General features: G+C 66.6%; 12 protein-coding genes. 5 read left to right on the top strand and 7 right to left on the bottom strand.

Annotated elements, in window-relative coordinates; genetic code table 11:
• The first annotated feature begins 63 nt into the window (after nucleotides 1-63).
• From LZC95_00125 to LZC95_00110, 4 genes are all read left to right on the top strand, one after another.
• Nucleotides 64-393, top strand: coding sequence for a hypothetical protein (locus tag LZC95_00125; GenBank protein WXA95245.1), 330 nt, complete (start codon nucleotides 64-66; stop codon nucleotides 391-393).
• Nucleotides 394-406: 13 nt separating this feature from the next.
• Complete coding sequence (locus LZC95_00120) at nucleotides 407-2,068, top strand: transglutaminase-like domain-containing protein (protein ID WXA95244.1); 1,662 nt, start codon at nucleotides 407-409, stop codon at nucleotides 2,066-2,068.
• A 66-nt stretch (nucleotides 2,069-2,134) separates the two neighbouring features.
• Nucleotides 2,135-2,980 (top strand): metallophosphoesterase, encoded by an 846-nt coding sequence (locus tag LZC95_00115; protein WXA95243.1) that lies wholly within the window; start codon nucleotides 2,135-2,137, stop codon nucleotides 2,978-2,980.
• 72 nt (nucleotides 2,981-3,052) lie between these two features.
• Nucleotides 3,053-4,492 (top strand): hypothetical protein, encoded by a 1,440-nt coding sequence (locus LZC95_00110; protein ID WXA95242.1) that lies wholly within the window; start codon nucleotides 3,053-3,055, stop codon nucleotides 4,490-4,492.
• Between the two features lie 171 nt (nucleotides 4,493-4,663).
• On the opposite strand, the gene LZC95_00105 is transcribed toward LZC95_00110, so the two are convergent.
• The 5 genes from LZC95_00105 to LZC95_00085 all read right to left on the bottom strand — a co-directional run bounded on the left by LZC95_00105 (nucleotide 4,664) and on the right by LZC95_00085 (nucleotide 14,503).
• Nucleotides 4,664-8,716 carry a protein kinase gene (locus LZC95_00105; GenBank protein WXA95241.1) on the bottom strand — a complete coding sequence of 1,351 codons (4,053 nt, stop codon included), beginning with the start codon at nucleotides 8,714-8,716 and terminating at the stop codon, nucleotides 4,664-4,666.
• Between the two features lie 95 nt (nucleotides 8,717-8,811).
• Nucleotides 8,812-11,406 carry a CehA/McbA family metallohydrolase gene (locus LZC95_00100; protein ID WXA95240.1) on the bottom strand — a complete coding sequence of 865 codons (2,595 nt, stop codon included), beginning with the start codon at nucleotides 11,404-11,406 and terminating at the stop codon, nucleotides 8,812-8,814.
• Nucleotides 11,403-11,873 (bottom strand): tRNA (adenosine(37)-N6)-threonylcarbamoyltransferase complex ATPase subunit type 1 TsaE, encoded by a 471-nt coding sequence (gene tsaE, locus LZC95_00095; GenBank protein WXA95239.1) that lies wholly within the window; start codon nucleotides 11,871-11,873, stop codon nucleotides 11,403-11,405. The genes LZC95_00100 and tsaE overlap by 4 nt, the downstream gene beginning before the upstream one ends.
• Complete coding sequence (locus LZC95_00090; protein ID WXA95238.1) at nucleotides 11,870-12,952, bottom strand: hypothetical protein; 1,083 nt, start codon at nucleotides 12,950-12,952, stop codon at nucleotides 11,870-11,872. The genes tsaE and LZC95_00090 overlap by 4 nt, the downstream gene beginning before the upstream one ends.
• A gap of 3 nt (nucleotides 12,953-12,955) precedes the next feature.
• The gene (locus tag LZC95_00085; GenBank protein WXA95237.1) at nucleotides 12,956-14,503 is read right to left on the bottom strand and encodes a prolipoprotein diacylglyceryl transferase; all 1,548 of its coding nucleotides are present in this window, start codon (nucleotides 14,501-14,503) and stop codon (nucleotides 12,956-12,958) included.
• A gap of 60 nt (nucleotides 14,504-14,563) precedes the next feature.
• Between LZC95_00085 and LZC95_00080 the strand changes: the two genes are divergently transcribed.
• Complete coding sequence (locus LZC95_00080) at nucleotides 14,564-15,403, top strand: hypothetical protein (protein ID WXA95236.1); 840 nt, start codon at nucleotides 14,564-14,566, stop codon at nucleotides 15,401-15,403.
• Nucleotides 15,404-15,485: 82 nt separating this feature from the next.
• Here LZC95_00080 and LZC95_00075 read toward each other — a convergent pair whose 3' ends face one another.
• Nucleotides 15,486-15,773, bottom strand: coding sequence for a hypothetical protein (locus tag LZC95_00075; protein WXA95235.1), 288 nt, complete (start codon nucleotides 15,771-15,773; stop codon nucleotides 15,486-15,488).
• Nucleotides 15,774-16,108: 335 nt separating this feature from the next.
• Nucleotides 16,109-17,053: an aspartate-semialdehyde dehydrogenase gene (locus tag LZC95_00070; protein WXA95234.1), complete on the bottom strand. Its 945-nt coding sequence runs from the start codon at nucleotides 17,051-17,053 to the stop codon at nucleotides 16,109-16,111.
• Between the last annotated feature and the right edge of the window lie 38 nt (nucleotides 17,054-17,091).

The raw sequence follows: 17,091 nt of genomic DNA, 5'->3' as shown, positions 1-17,091 counted from the left end.
AGCGTGCACATGCTATTCTGTTTTGTTCTTTCGTGCGGGTCACGTGCCCTACGGAGGTAAGAGATGAGAGCGACATGGCTTAGCGCTTACGCCGTCTTCACCCTTTGCATCGCGGGATGCGTTGCAACGGCCTCCAACCCAACGCCGCGCGGGGTCGTCGTGAATGGCCCGCCGCCGGCGCCGCTGCAGGAAGATCGCCCTGCACCACCAAGCGCCACCGCGGTTTGGGTCAATGGCTATTGGCACTGGACCGGCGCGCAATACACATGGATTCCGGGTCACTGGGAGCATGCCCCGCCGGGACAAACTTGGTACGGGCCGCGGTACGGTTCGTCGGAGGGCACGTTCTTTTATCAGCCTGGCGGATGGAAAGCCTCGGCGCGGGCGCGCTAAGCTCGACCCATCGATGCGTGCGCTGAGATCCATCGTTCTTCTTCCGCTGGTGCTCGCGATCACGGAGCCTGCCACGGCCACGGGCCCAGGCCCCGTTTTGCACGTGCCCATTCCGGCGGACATCGAGGACGACTGGTCACTCGGTGCGACGGGGGCGGGTGATCTTCCCGCCGCGGTGGAAACGCGCAATGGCCTCGTGCGCTCACCCGATGCGCGCAAGCCGCCCGCGTCGGGCGATACCACGTACGAAAACACGCAGCCCGAGGGCGCGGGGCCCGATCATGCGGTGTACACGCCGGATCGCAACACGCGCCGGCCCGACGTGTCGCACTACGACGAGCCATTTCGGCCGGCCACGGCGCCGTTCAAGCGGCTCTGGGCCTACGATGCGGTCGACGAGTCGTACCAGTTGTACGTGCAGAAGGCGCGACCGGAGCCGTTGAAGTCGGGCGGCGATTCCGGGGGGCTCGATGCACCGGAGGAGCACTTCTTCGCGGACATCGTGGTCAATGCGCGCGCCGATACCACGGTGCGGATCCCCAGCGTGGCGCCGGGGGCGCGTGTGATCCGCGCGCACCTTGCGGCGGGCCCGCGCGATCTGGCGTTTTCGCTGTTCCACGACGGCGCGGACAATTGGTTCATCGCGGCGGCGCCGGGCAAGGCGCGGCTCGTGATGGAGGTGAGCGCCCCGCGCGAGGCTTTCGGGGGCGAGTTTGGCACGCCGTCGTGGAATGACCTGCCTCCCGTGGACAAGCTTCCCGAGAAGGTCGCGGCGGCCGCCCGGCAGGTGACCGCGCACATCGGCGTGAGCCGCGCGATGTCCCCGCGCGAGGTGGTGCGGCGGCTCGTCTCGTACCATCGCAGCTTCGTCGAGGCCGACGATCCGCCGCGCGAGCACAACAACGTGTACCTGGATCTGGCGCTTTCGCAGAAGGGGGTGTGCCGCCACCGCGCCTTCTCCTTCTTGATCACCGCGCTGAGCCTTGGCCTGCCGACCCGCATGGTCATGAACGAGGCCCATGCGTGGGTCGAAATCCACGACGGCAAGCTATGGCGCCGCACGGATCTCGGCGGCGCCGGACGCACCGTGGGCGATCCCATCCGCGAGGGCCCCGCCTACGATCCACCGCCGGACCCTTTCCAGTGGCCGAGCGGCGCAACCCCCGGAGATTCGCTGGCCCCCACCAACGCGACGAGCCCCGCATCGGGCAACCCGCGCAGCGGCGGCTCGACGGGCTCCAGTGGCGGAAGCACAGGCGGCGGTTCGAGCACCCCACCCAGCTCGAGCGCGGGCGCACGCACGTCGTCTTCGAGTCCCACCACGCCGCCGAACGATTCCGCGAGCAATCCCGCGGACGAGAAGAAGGACGACCGCCCGCGCTCGTCGGTAGCGCTCGCCGCGGCCAACCTGGACACACGGCGCGGAGGCCCGATGCGCGTAAGTGGCAACGTACGCGCGGACGGCGAGGCCTGCCCCAATGTCGTGGTGGATGTCGTTTTGCGTGAGGCAGGAAAGTCATCGGGCCGCAGCAGCGAGTTGCGCGTCGGCTCCCTGGCCACCGACGCACGGGGAAGCTTCGAGGGCACCTTGGTCGTTCCATCGAACATCCCGACGGGCGACTACGACGTCGTCGCACGCACCACCGGCAACATGCGATGCGGCCGTAGTCCGTAGCGCGCAAAAGTCGATTGTTCGTCGACCGTTATCTCTAGTCGTGCATCCAAGTCCATGAGCACGTCAATGAGTGAAGGCGGTCCATACGTCCCGACCCTGCAGCGCATCGCGCATCTGTCCGACGTGCACATCTTGGAACGCCGAGGGGCCAACGACGGCTCCTACAGCTTTTCCACCCGCATGGTGAGCGTTCACCGCCGGCTCGACGACAACGCGCGCGCCTTGAAGATGAAGGCCGCGCTCGAGAGCGCCAAACGCGCACGCGCGGACCATATCGTGATTTCCGGCGATTTGACGGAACTCGGAACGCCGAAGCAATTCGAGCGCTTCGCCGAGGTCCTTCACGACTCCAACCTCGACGCCGACTGCGTCACCCTCGTTCCAGGAAATCACGATGCCTACGACTCGAGCCACGGATGGAAAAATGCGATGGCCGGACCTCTGCGCGCGTATGCCTCCTGCAGCGCGACCGAGCCCGGCCGGACCATCGACCGCGCGACCTTCGCGATTCTGCCGGTCGACGCTTCGCGGCATCAATCGATTGCGCGCTCCGGCGGGGAGCTCACGGAAAGCACCGCCGAGGCTCTTCAGAGGCGCATCGAGGATCCCGCCCTGCGCGCGAAGGCGACCATTGTCGTCGTGCATCACCCGCCGTTCGGCAACGACCGGAACCCCTGGCATTTCATCGACGGGCTCCGCGGGCACGACCGGCTGCTGACCCTGTTGGTGAAGCATCCCCAGCTTCACGTGCTCCACGGCCACCGGCACCGCATCGTGGATCGCATCGTCGGGGGCGGAAAAAACCGAGTTTTCGGCGCCTCAGCCACGGTGGACGACGCCCCTTCCCGCCCCCGCGTTCGGCTGTACGAGGTCCGCGACGGCAGCCTGGAGAGCATCGGACTGGCGGCTTGAGGCCAATGTAAGTCCTGCCGGCTCCCATCAGGCTGGCAGAAATCCGCGGTCTACGTCATAGCTAGTACCTCGATGTCGCTCAGCCGAGGTATTACCGCGTTGGTCGGGATGGGCATCGCCGCGGTGCTCCTCCCAGCGTGCGGCGGGCCGATGCTGGCCAAAGATGGAACCGTCATCGTCGGGCAGAAGGGCGCCGGCGGTGCTGCCGTGGTCACGCCCAACGGGCTCGAGATCCACGACAACGGCGACATCCCGCGGCGCGTCGTCTCACGGTCGCCCGACGATCCGTGGCGCGCGCCGATTGGCTTCATTGTTCCACGAAATGGGCGATTCACGCTGACGAGCAGCCCCACATTGCTGGCGACGCAAGGGCTGGGCATCGCCATGCGCCCGAGCGATACGCGGGTGCCCTCGTGGGGTGGCGAGGTGCTCGTGCGGGTCGACGTGATTGCGCCCGCGGCCGAGGGCACGGCGCGCATGGGCGAGCAGATCGCGCTGGTGCTCGACGGCGAGGGGCCGGACACGCGTGTGCTGGTGGAGACGGCACTCGGTCAGATGGCGTCGCGCGACCGCTTCGCGGTGATCGATGCGCGCGGCCCGCGGCTGGTGCTGCCGGCCATTCCGGGCTCGCACCAGGCCATCGGCAATGCCGCCGTGGCCAAGCGCCTCTCGTCCGAGGGGCGGGAACGTCGTCCGCGCGATCTCGCGGGGGCGCTGCGGCTTGCAACCGCCGCGGTGGAAGGCAAAGGCACGAAGCGCGTGGTGGTGCTCAGCGACGGTGGGGATGCGCCGCGTCTGACCGACGCTGCGCGCGTGGAGCTCGAGAAGATGGTCGCGGGCGGCGTCATCGTGAGCGCGATCTCGTCCTCGGAAAAGGCGAAGACCGGTGCGGTCGCCGACATCGGCATGGCCGGCATGGGCTTCGTAGGCATCGACAAAGCGCTCGACGCGCGGCAAAACGCAGTGCGCACGGCCATTCCGCCGTCGGGCGATCTGCGCTTCGAGGAGCTGTCGCTGCACTTCGAAGGGAGCCCTTCGCCATCCCACGTCATCGAGGCCTCGGGCGGCGACGTTCTGTGGAAGCTCGACGCGGGCGAGGTCATTCTAGGGAACATCCGCGCCGGCGAAGCGCGCACGGAGGTGCTCCGCGTCAGCGTCCCCGCCTGGGTGCCGAACGAGCCGTTCTATTTCACGGTGATTGCACACTACAAAGAACCCGGCACCGGCAACGAGCGCGATCTCACGGCCCGCCTCCCCTGCATCTACGACGACAACATCGAGCGCATCGCCAAGTCCCGCCACGGCGACGTCATCGCCTACGCATCGGCACTGGCCACCTTGCGCCGCCTCGACTCCGCCTTCTTCGGCGACGGCGTCACCAACGCCGGCGGCATCCGCGCCCTCGCAGAGTTGCACGCTAGATCGATGACCCTGCTCGCGCGCGACACGAAAGACCCGGCCATCCACGAACAAGCGGACGTCTTGAACAGCCTTCTCCGCGTGGCCGAATAGACTCCAAGAAGAAGAAACCGCCAAGAACGCCAAAAAGAGTCGCCAGGATCGCCAGGTGAACCAACAATAAACCCTTCTTTTTTTGGGGTTTATTGCTGATTCCGCTGGCGATCCTGGCGACTCTTTTTTGGCGTTCTTGGCGGTTCCTTCTTCATTTTCGCAAAGTGGTATTTAGCTGGCCAAGCTGCGGAGCGCCGTCTCGCAGTCGTCGGCCAAGAGGCGATTGCCGACTTTGCGGGCGAGGGTGCGGGCTTTTTCTAGTTCGATGCGGGCGCGGGAGGAGTGGCCGCTGCGCTGTAGGAGTTGGCCGAGGAGGGTGCGGCCGTTGACGGCGTCCCAGGTGTAGTCGTTGCTCTCGGCGTAGGCGATGCCTTGGCGCAGTTGATCTTCGGCGGAGGTGTCGCCGTTGATGCCGTCGAGGAAGGCCAAGAACATGCGATTTTGGCTCGCCAGGCGGGCGAAGCTGCCCTCGACGCACAACTCGAGCGACTGCCGGAACGCACCGTAGGCGCGCGGCAAATCGTCGAGGCGGACGAGGAAGTCGCCCAGGTTGTGCAGGTTCGCGGCCACCTCGTACGTGAGGCCCAGCGAGCGCGCCATGTCGATCGCCGTCTCCGCGCCCGCCGCAGCGCCGCGGAAGTCGCGCGTGAAATAGTCGATCAGCGCGCGCACCTTTTGGCGCTCGCACGTCGCGGCGGCGTCGTCCCACGAGACCTGCTCCGCACGCGCCAGCACGGAAAGCGCACTGCGGCGATCGCCCAGACCGGCGTGGGCCTGCGCGCGGTACAAGAGCACGCGGTGCTCCTCGGCCTTGTCGCCCTCCCCGGTGACGATGCGCTCGACCCGCTCGAGCATCGACACGACCCGCTTGAAATCGCCCTGCCGCGTCGCCATGTCCGCGTAGGCGAGAAGCACGGCCTTGGCCAATGCCTCGTCGTTTTCGACGAGCCGCTCCGCGTCCGCAAAGTGCATGCGCGCGCTCTCGAAGTCGTGCAGCGACGTCAGCATGGTTCCCGCGTGCACGCGTGCCTGCACGCGGTGTGCGAGATTGGCATCGTTGTCAACGCGGCCCACGACGCGCGCGCACAGGTCCCCGGCCTCCGGGCACGAGCGCACCATGCGCGCCGCCTGGGCGAGGCCACCAAGCCAGCGCACCAGCTCCTCGGGCTCGTGCGCCGCGAGATCGGCCAGCGCGATCGCCCGCGCGTAGTCGCGCACCGCGGCCTCGAGCTGGCGTGCGGCCAGCCGCAGATCGGCGCTCTTGGCGAAGTACCCCGCCGCGAGCCCGCTCTTGCCGGCCTCGTAGTAATGCGAAGCCACCCGGGCCGATTGCTCCCAGATTTGGTCGCCCTGCACGTGCTCCAACGCGCGCGCAGCCACCGCGTGCATGTTGCGCACGACCTCGGGAGGCAGCGCGTCGAGCACCACCTCGCGCAGAATCGGCGAGACGAAACGAAGCTCGGCAGCGCCCACGTGCACCATCAGCTCCCGCCGATCGAGCTCCGCCAGCGCGCCCTCGAGCACCGAGACCGGCTCCTCCAGCATCTCCGATAGAACGGTAACGTCGACCCGATCGCCCAGGATGGCCGCGGCCTGCAGCACGGTTTTCTCCGCCGCCGGCAGCCTTGCCACCCGCGAGGCGACGAGCCCGCGCAGCGTCTTCGGCAGCGCGAGATCTTGCCCCACGAGGCGCATGGCGGTGACCTTTCGGTCGACCACGGACACCGCTTGCCCATCGAGCAAGGCCTTGAGCAACTCCTCGATGAAGAGCGGATGCCCGCCCGCGCGATCGCGCACGAAGCGCGCGAGCTCGTCGGGCACCACATCGATCCCCAGGCGCGTGGCCACGAGCTTCGACGCGTCCTCCGCCGTAAGATCGGTCAACTCGAGCGCCGCGTGCTCCGGCCTTTTTTCCAGCGAGTGCGAAAACCCCGCGCGCGCCGCGAACAGGAGCACCAAACGCGAGCGCGCGAGCTTGCCCACGGCGGCGTCCAGCACGTCGAAGCTATCCTGGTCCATCGTGTGCGCCGAATCCCACGCCAGCGCATACGGCTTGTCCTCGCAAAGCCGCGCGAGCATCCGGGAAAGCGCTTGCTTGAGCGAGTTTTTCGCGTTGGCGCCCAGGGTGGGAAGACTGGCCCCCAATGTATTCAGGAGCGTCACCACCTCCGGCTCGGAAAGACCGAGGGCACGCAACCGCGGCTGCACCGAAAGCACCCGCTCCGGAGGATCCGCCTCCGAGAGGCCGCAGAGTACCTGCAACATGCACGCAATGCCGGAAAGCGGAATGTCGCGACCGCGCGGCGGGCAGGTGGCCATGTAAAAGGCGACGTTGTATCCGCCTTTGCGCAGCCGTCGTTCGACCTCGTAAAGGAGGCGCGTCTTTCCAACCCCGTGGTCGCCGCGCAAGGTGACGATGCGCGCCCGCCGGCGCGTGGCCAGGGCGAGGGATTCGCCGAGGAAACGCAACGCACCTTTGCGACCGACGAATCGGCCGAAGGTCTCCGCGGTGCCGCGCACCTCTTTCACCACGAAGCCACTGAGACCTCGGCGCGGACCGTCGTCGTCGTCGAGCAGCGGGTCGAGCCCGAAGAAGCCTTTCACCTGGCGCGTCGCCGCCGAGGAAAGGGCGGCACGGCCGGGGCGCGTGCGCGCGAACTCGCGCGCCGTGGTGAGAAGGGTCACGAGGCGCTCGTCCTCGCGGATTTCCGCCGTCTCCTCGCCGCCATGCTCGCCAGCCTTGCGCACGGTGACGTGAATCCGTGCGGCGTGGACACCGGCGCTGGGTGCCAGCGCATCGCCCGGACGCGCGCCCATGGCGCGGAGTGCGACGAGCGCGCAGCGTGTGGCCACCTCGGTGTCGCGCCCATCCGGCTCGTCGAGGCCGAAGAGCGCGGCGAGGTGCTCCGGCGTTTGCCGCACGATGCGCCCGCCATAGCGCTTCACCACGGTGATGGCCCGGTCGGCCTGCTCGTGCGAGTCGCGCTGGGGAAACTCGATGACCAGCGCCGTCACTTCGCGCCGCTCGCCCACGTCGCCCGAGCCCACGATGCGCACACCGGTCTCCACCGGGGGCGTGATGGACACGCTGCTTCGGTGCGGCACCTCCACCGGGGTTTGGTCGCTGGCCATCGCGGCCTCGCTGCCCGCACCCTCCAGGATGCGCCCCGAGAACACCGGGGTGGCGCCCGAGTCCTCCGAGCGGAAGCGCGCGAAAAACTCCGACAAATCGTGCGCACCGTAGCGGCTTTGCTGCGCGTACAAGAACGCAAGCAGAGCCTCGTACATGCGCCCCGCATCGGCGAATCGGTCGGCGGGGTCTTTCGCCAATGCAGTATTCAGAATGGCAATCAGCTCCGCCGGCGCATCCGAGCGCAAAAGCTCGACCGGCGGATACTCGCCCGCCTGCACGCGGCGCAATGTTTCGAACGTGGTCGGCGCGCTGAAGGGATTCACGCCGGTGACGCATTCGTAAAGAACGACGCCCAGCGAAAAGAGATCGCTCCGCGCATCGACATTTTCGCCGCGGGCCTGCTCGGGGCTCATGTAGCCGAACTTGCCCTGCAGCTTGCGCATGCGCGTGTCTTCTTCGAGGTTCGCCCCAACGGCAATGCGCGCTTTGGCGATGCCGAAGTCGGTCACCTTCACCTCGCCCTCGAGGGAGATGAGAACGTTCTGCGGCGACACGTCGCGGTGGACGATACCGAGCGGGCGCATGTCCTCGTCCCGCCGGCGGTGCGCGTGGTCGAGCCCTTTGGCGATTTCGGCCGCCATGTACGCACACATGTCGATGGGCAACGCGATCTGCTGACGGCGGCATCGCGCCAGGAGCGTGGCCAGGTCGAACCCGTGCACGAACTCCATGGCCATGAAGTAAGCGCCGACTGCAGGTTCGCGCTCACGGTCGCGGGCGGAGGCTGGTTCGGCTGCAGCGCCACCATCCGACGAGGGTCGCGACGACGGCGGAGACGACGACGGCAGCGGTGCAATGCCGAGGTCGAACACCTGAACGATGTTGGCGTGCGAAAGGCGCACCGCGAGCTTGGCCTCGTGGATGAACATGTCCACGAACTCTTGGCTGCGTGCGAGCTCGGGCAGGATGCGCTTGATCACGAGGACTTTCTCGAAGCCCTCGACCCCGAAACTCTTCGCTTTGAAGACTTCGGCCATGCCTCCTTGCCCGAGACGCTCGAGTAAGCGGTAGCGGCCGAATGTAGTGTTCATGATTCAATCCCCGCCATGGCGGAGAGCCTCCCCGTCGCGCGCACGAGCGCGGCTATAGCACACGACACCATCGTGAACCCGATCCTCAAACGCGTTTACTGCGTTCGTCCTCCGTTCGACGTTTTGTGCTCAGGCCCCGCGGCCATTCCTGAAGCCGGCGCCGATTTGGCGTTGTTGTCGGCACCTATCGTACTCGTTTGGTACCAAATGGGGTTCGTGATGGCCATGGGTGACACAGGCATAAAAGGCAACACGTCGTCGATCTTTCTTGTTCCCCGAACGATAACCACGAACCAATGACGCCGCGTGTCGGCAACTTGCCACTTTGGATCGTTTGGGTGCGCTGGGGAACCCTGATTGTTCGCGGACGAATGCGAATCTGGATTAGTTGTGGACAATTGGGAATCACGCGACACACGCGAAAGCGGGAGTTGCAAGTCGCGCTCGAAACGGACCATGCGCGCGATCACCTCGTCCAACGTGCCGGCTTCATCTCCCATTTTCGTCGGTTGGGACACAACATCGAACCTTGAAGACGCGACACCATCCACGACGATCTCCACCGACGTGACATCGACCCACGGTGCGGCACGCACGCGGATGTGGGCAATGCTGGCACCGTCCGACCTCAACACTAATTCGTCGCCTGGAAGCGCGCGCTCCTCGTTTTTGGCTCCCGATCGCGCTTCGACCTCGACGATCGGACCACTCGTGACCACGGCATTCCCCCGCTTGAGGTGGGCCACGACGTCCAATGGATTCAGTGCGGTGAGATCGCCATCCGCGCCTTGGCCTACGTTGACCATCGTGCGCGGATAGCCCGCCCACTGGTACTGGATACTGTGCGAGTCGCTGCTTCCGGTGGCGGTGATATGGCGCCCTTGGTTGAGAAAGCCGAAATAGTCGCGAAGCACGAGGTCGACGCGCTCCTGCGATTGCATCTCGTAGCCGTTGTAGACCTCGATGCTGTCGAAATCGGTGCGCATGCGCGGCGGAGGTCGGCCGTGTGGGTCGAAGCCCATGGCATCGAAATAACCAATCTCCCTCGAGAGCCGCGGATGGTTCACTTGGAGGATGCGGTTCGGATCGCCGCGCCGCGCGGCGTCGAAGATGGCACTGGGGTTCGTGTGCCGAAAAGGCGGCACGGTCGCATCGAGCGGATAGGGAAACAGACCGAAGTGACCAAAGTACGGATTGAACGTGGTGATCTCCACGCCCGGGACGCTGCTCATTTCGCGGGACAGCTCCAAGGATTCCAGCGCAGGCGCGTAGTTGCCGACCACGTTGTGCTCACTGGGAACGGCAAAGTCGACACCGGCCGCGGCGAGAGACAGGACGCGGTCTTCGACCGAGACGGGCGTGTCGAAGCTCGGACGCGCATGAACATGGAGATCGCATCCCAGCACGCCGGGCGTGGGCACCACGTGACGCAGATGGAGCTCGAGGGACACGGTGCGATCCCCAGCGAGCTCGATGGTCTTGGCGTCCACGGTGTATTCGATTCCTTTGGTGGCGGACACGCGGTAGCGCCCGGCGGGAAGCGGTGTTGCGACCTCACCGCGCAAGGCATCGACAATAGGGCCCGCCCCCGATGCGCGGTAGTCCGGCCCGAAACTCGGATCGAGTGTGCCGTCGATCCCATGGACGATGAGGCGTGCCGTGAGCGGTGCGTGCGTGTCGGGATCCACGATGCGCACACGCAGCTCGCCACCCGGCGAGACGTCGAGGCGCAGATCCCACGGCGTGCCCGGTTCGAAGACGATGGGCGCGCTCGTGCGATCGAGGCTCTCGGCCGCGTACCATTTGTTGACGGTGCGCGGCACGTCGAGCGCGAAGCGGCCTTCGTTGTCCACGGAGGAGCGCACGGACGGTGCGCCCGATGCATCGAGCCCGAAGACCTGCGCGCGCCCGCGACGCGTGCCGGTGACCACGCCATGGACGTGCTCGGTCGGGATTTGGCCCTGCGCGAAGAGCGTTCCCCAGAGTTCGCCCATGGTGGGCGCGACGGCGATGCGGAGATCGGCGACGGCATCGTGCGCGGGCGGGCTCGACAAAATGAGATCCATGGGGCCGTCGCCGTGCTCGTCGTCCGGGCCATGCGTGGGGTGCCTTCGCACGTCGAGCGGGCCTTGGGCGGAGACGGCGCCGAACGGATGCACGTCGTCTTCGCGTACGGCCACTCGTCCTGATACGCGGGCCGTGTCGGAGATCTCTCCTACCCCGGTGACGAATGCAGGCGCGGCACCTTCCAGCTCCAGGGCAAGCGCAAGCGCGTGGGCATTGGCGGCGATGGGGTCCGCCAGGGAGAGCTCCGCCGCGAGCACGGGGCTGGCCGGCTTCGAAGCATCGAGGCGAAACGTAACGGCCCCGGTGATGGCCTCCCGCTCCAGATCGACCTCGAAGGTTCCGCGCACGCTGCCGTCGGGCAACGGGGCGACGTCGGACAGCGACAGCGGATGCAAGCTGCCATCGACGCCGAGCGCGAGGTCCATCGGAATGGCGTGGGCATCGGCCGCAAAGACGGCGGTGATGCGGGCGGGCTCGATGGCAAAGGGCCCGAGACGCGGTGCATTCTTCGCGATCGCCGTGCCGCGCGGGGTCCGAGGTACGGCGCGCCCGGGGCCGCGGGTCACGGCAAAACCGAGCAACCCCGCGAGGATCGCCGTGGCGATCCAATCGCCGCGCTTCATCGCAAGGCCGCGACGACGGCCTCCGCGCGCGCGCCGGCGAGGGTGACCTTGCGCGTGCTCCCGTCCAGCGTGAGGCGCACGGACACCGCGACGCGATCGCCCAAGGCGCGGATGGCATCCTCACCCCACTCGACGGCGAGGATGGCACCCTCGGCGCGGCGCTCCGCCAGACCGAGGCGCGCGATCTCGAGCGGCAACCGCTCGGGCGCATCGAGCAGTCGGTAAAGATCCGCGTGCAGCAAGGTGCCGCGCGAAATCTCGTACTCCTGCACCAGGTTGAAGGTGGGGCTGGAAATGGCCACGTCGCTCGGCACGCCGAGGGCGCGGGCCATGGCGCGCACGAGGAAGGTCTTCCCGGCCCCGAGATCGCCGCTCAAAATGAGAAGGTCGCCCGGCTCGAGAACCGCGGCGAGGGCGCGGCCGAGGCGCTGCGTCTCCTTGCGCGTGTGGAGCTCGAGCTCGATCAAAAGCGAAGTACTCCCCGCGCGCTCGCCCCGGCGAAGGCCAAGGTGCCACCTCCGCCCGGTGCCACGGCCAGATCGGCCGACAGCTCGACGGCCGCTTGCTCGCTGAGCGCCATGCCCAGCACACCGGCCCCTCGCGCGAGGAAGCGCGTCGTCTTGTTGCCCCCCAAGGTGAAAAAGGCGCCAATCTCCGCCTCGGGCCCCGCGTAGATGCGCAGCGAAGGCACCACCGTGCGCATGTAGCGCGCGCCCCCTTCGAGCATGAGCGCCTTCGGGCCGGCGAGCGCACCGCCGAAGTCCGCGCGCAGTTCGAGCCCCGGAAGCACCTGCTCGAGCGCATAGCCGATGCTGCCGCTCAAGAACAGCGAGGTCGCCGTGCCCTGCGCATTGTCGGGCCGCACGAAGGCCGAGAGAAACCCGAGCCCCGCGCCCACCGCCACGGGGCGCCCTTCGCCATACGACTTCGCCGTCTCTTGCTTCGCCGGTTGCGGCGGCGCCGTCTCCACCGTCGTGGGACTCGGAGGAGGAAGCTGCTGCGCCGGCGGCTCCTGCGCCGGGGGAAGCTCCGGCGAGGCGCGCTCCCAAGGAATGGGCGCGTTCGCGATGCCCTCGGGCCGCAACAGCAGCGCGAGCATCTCGCCAATTTGCGGCACCGCCTGCGCCGCATCGATCTCGCGCGCGAGGGACTCCACGCGCCCGCTCTTCACCTGGCAAACCTCGATCTCGATGCGGTAGCGCCCTGGCCCGTGCGGCTCGACCCGGGCCGACATCGTCCACTGGGAGCTCGACGCCCGCCCCGCGGCGCGAAGTTCCTCGCTCGTGTCGGCGACGCCGTCCTTCACCGCCATTTCGGCGGTGAGCATCTCCGAGGGGGCCGGCTGCGTGTGCCCCCCCTTGGCGACGGCGTTCTGCGTCGCACTGCGCGCCGCATCCAAATCGGCTTTGCTAGCCGCGCTGTTGGTCCCTGAAAACGGGAGCACCGCGACTTTGTCCGCGAGCGCCTGTGCGCTCGTAAGAAACAACGCGAGCCCCGCCCCCGCGGCAAGCGTGGGGCGGCATGCCGCGGTGCGTGCTGTGAACATACGTTAAGTCTCCGGCGCGGGTTCTCCGGCCCCTTCGCCCTGCGGGGCGAGCTTTCCTTCTTCTTCCGGCCCCTTCTGTGCGTCCTCCGAAGCGGCCTTCTTGGGCTTCTTCTTCTTGCCCGTGGGCGATGCCGCGATCGTGGGGCCCGTCTCCTCGTCGCCCTCGGTCACGCTCTCCCGGCCGCTCTCCTCGTCCTCCTCGTCCTCGTCGTCTTCAACCACGGGGGCGCGAGCTTTCTTCCGCTTGGGCGGTGCCACCTCTTCGAAGGTGCCAATGGCCATGGCCATCTTTGGATTGCGCCGCGCGTTCTCCCAATAGCGGGCGTAGAAGTAGCAAACGAGGATGCCGGTGATGAGGCCGATGAGCTGGCTGGTCGACAGCTGCATGTTCACCTGCCCGCCGAACGACGCAGGTCGCAGCTTGATGTACGCCACGATGGCCGGCACGAACGCGGCCACGCGCGCCACGAGACGCGCCGTCGTGTTCTTGATGCCGAGCGCCAAACCGAAGACGAAGCCGAGGGCCAGGATGAAGAGCGACGCCGGGATGAGGATGTGTTCCCCCATGACCGGGCCGTAGTTGCCGCGCTCGTCGTCGTCGCGGATCATCTCCAGCAAGAAGCGGATGGTGCCGTAGGCAAAGACGAAGGTGAAAAAGATCTGGCCGCGGAATCGCTGGGTCTTTCGCTGCCAAAGCAGAAGGCCGAGCAGTCCGAGGCCGATGAGCGACTCGTAGATCTGCGTGGGGTGCACCGGCAGCGAGGCGTTCGTCTTGGTGACGATGCTGCCGAGATCGGTGCCTTGAAAGAGCTTCAGGTGGCGCGAATACGCCGGCGAGCCGCCGCCATCCGCGCTGAGGGTGCCCGCCGCCCAGTGCGGGAAGGTGCCCATCTTCTTCAACCAGCCGGGCGCCGTGTCCGAGAGGCGCGTGCCGAAGTCGCAGCCGAAGAGGTAGCAACCGATGCGGGTGATGAAGAGGCCCGAGGCCAAGCTGGGCACGGCCACGTCGGCCCACGGCATCAAGCGAATTTTGTGGCGCGCGAGGTACGCCCAGCTCCCGAGGTAGCCGCCGATGAAGCCACCGTAGGCCACGAGTCCGCCGCTGCGCAGCGCGAAGATCTTCGCGAACTCGAAGGTGTGGGTCGTGTCGTTCTCGAACTCCTCCAAGTTGGTCACGACATAGAGGAGGCGCGCACCAATGAGTGCCGCGATGGCCGTGAAGACGTAGCAGTTGGCCATCGTCTCTTTTGGCAGGCCGTCGCGCTCCGCCAAGGTCAGCGTGAGGTACCACCCCACGACCAGCGAGAGGCCGAGCATGACTCCGTAGGAGTAGATGGGCAGGTTCGGCGATTCGAATTGCACACCGCGGAAGAAGTACGCGGACGCACCAGCGACCACGGCGAACAACGCGCCCAACAGGAGCCCGTCCCGTTCCTTGCGACGATACGCGAGGAACGCGTAAATGGCCGCGAAGACGACCACCGCCACGAGACCCCACCAGAGCTTGAGCGGCATGTGGGGCAGAGGAATGCGAAACAGAATGGGATGCATGGGTGGAAATGGTTTCTACACCAAATCCCTGCGCCGAATCGTGCTACGCACGGAAAAAGAATGACGAAGAAGGAGATGATGCGGATTTGGGGTGTGGGGCTTCTCGGCGGGCTTTTCGGCTGTGTTCCTCCGGGAAACAGCACCCCGTCGGATGCCGGAAGCACGTCGGCCGTCTCCCCGACGCCTTCAGCTCGGCCACCGCGGCCGGCCGCGGCGAATGTGCTGACCAGCACCTTCGAAGACAATTTCGAGCGCACGGTTCTCAAGCCCACGGCCACGGTCTCCGACGCGGGCGGCGCCGGCCAGTCGGAAGCGGGCCGCAATGACGCGGCGTCGAGCGCATCATCGGACTTGGGGCCCAATTGGCGTCAGGCCAACACGGATGTTTGGCACATCGAAAATGGAAAGCTCTGTGGCCAGGGGGCCCGCAACCACGGCGTGTGGATGACCCGCGCAATCCCGGTGAATGCCCGCATCGAGTTCGACGCGCTGAGCGATTCACCCGACGGCGACTTGAAGGCCGAGGTCTGGGGCGACGGCCAATCGTCGGCGACGGCCATCTCCTACACGAACGCCACGAGCTACCTGACGATCTTCGGCGGCTGGAAGAACAAGTTCCACGCGCTGGCCCGCATCAACGAGCACGGCAACGACCGCAAGGAGGTCAAGGTCGACAAGACCTCGGACGATCCGCGGGAAAAGCCGGTGTTCGCGGGACAGATTTACCACTTCAAGATCGAGCGAACCGACGGCAAGACCGTGCGCTGGTTCGTCGACAACCTCGAGATGGCCTCGTTTCCCGACGAGTCTCCGCTCGCCGGGCCGGGCCACGAGTACTTTGGCTTCAACGATTGGGAGGCCAAAGTCTGCTTCGATAACGTGAAGGTTACGCCTTTGTAGGAGAGCCCCGCGGAAACGGCCTGCGGGCGGGCCCGGGCGGGAACACCCGGGTTAGCTCGTGCGTATTGTCTGGGTGCGTGATTCAGTGCGTGTAGGAGCGCCCCGGGGCAGGAGTGAATGAGGAGGCGGCTCGACGGACGGTCGGCGGCGGCTCGGTTTCGCCATCGTCGCAGAAGAGAATCGCGCAGTAGCGATTGTCGCTCTCCTGCATGCGGTTGCACAACGTGACGAGGTCCTCATCGGAGTCGACGACCGAGCCTTCCACAGGCTGAGCCGTCTTGGTGTCGTAGCGACACTCGTCGAGTGCCACCCACCGTCCTTTGAATTCCCGTCGCTCGCGTATTTGCAGCCACGTCAATCGACTGCCCATCGATTCCAACCTCATACCCCCGAGTTCCTTGAATTGAAAAAGGCGCTCGCCCTTCAGTCCGCGCCCGATTCCCCCAACGGATAACCGGGGTAAACGATCCGGTCAAGAATCGGTGACGCAAAGCAGACACACAACTGAACCGATGGTTAGGTGGGCGCCTGGCGGTGGCGGCGAAAGGACGTGCACGAGCGCGTGCGCGTGCACGATCACGCCCACGATCACCCGAAACGTGCACGAACACGAGGCGTGCTCGTGTTCGTCTCACGTGATCGTGTTCGTGTTCGTCTTCCGTGATCGTGCACGCGCACGCGCTCGTGCACGATCTTCTAGCCGTCCTACAGCCGCTCCGCGATCTGGACCGCGTTCAATGCGGCTCCCTTGCGGAGGTTGTCGGCGACGACGAAGAGATGGATGGTGCCCGGCACGCCAATGTCGTCGCGGACGCGGCCGACGTAGACGGCATCTTTGCCCGCGGCGTCGATGGGCTGCGGGTGCTTGCCCGGAGCGTAGGGCCCCTCGGTCAGCTCGACGCCCTCGGCCGTGCGCAGCAGCTCCTTCGCCTCGGCCGCGTGGAGCGGGCGGTGGAACGAGACGTAGACCGCCTCGGAGTGGCCGTTCACGACGGGCACGCGCACGGTGGTCGGAGAGACGAGGATGCTCTGGTCGCCCAGGATCTTTCGCGTCTCGTGGACCATCTTCCACTCTTCTTCGCTGTAATCCATCTCGCCCGCCTTCCAGTCGCACACCACATTGAAGGCGATGGGGGACGGGAAGACCTTGGCCGGGTAGTCCTTGCCCGCGAGCTGGGCCCGGGACTGCTCCTCCAGCTCCGTCACGGCGGCGTGGCCCTTTCCGGAGGTAGCCTGGTACGTCGAGACGACGATGTGCTTGATGCGGGCGGCGTCGTGGAGCGGCTTGAGCGCGACCACCATTTGAATGGTGGAGCAATTCGGGTTGGCGATGATGCCCTTGGGGCGGTTGGCCGCGTGCTCCATGTTCACCTCGGGCACCACCAGCGGGACGTCCGGGTCCATGCGCCATGCGCTCGAGTTGTCGATGACCGTGGCCCCGGCGGCGGCCGCAATGGGGGCGTACTCCTTGGAGACGCTGCCGCCGGCGCTGAAGAGGGCGATGTCGACGCCGGCAAATGACGCGGGCGTGAGCTCTTCGATGGTCACCGTCTTGCCGTTGAACGTGGTCGTTTGGCCGGCGCTGCGCTTGCTCGCGAGCAGGACGAGCTTCTTCACCGGAAAACGACGCTGCTCCAGTGTGCGCACCATTTCCCGACCCACTGCCCCTGTTGCACCGACGACTGCGA

The organism is Sorangiineae bacterium MSr12523, from assembly GCA_037157775.1.
Classification (GTDB): Bacteria; Myxococcota_A; Polyangia; order Polyangiales; family Polyangiaceae; genus Pendulispora; species Pendulispora brunnea.
The sequence above is the reverse complement of the archived record's forward strand: the minus strand, read 5'-3'. Positions and strand labels throughout refer to the sequence as shown.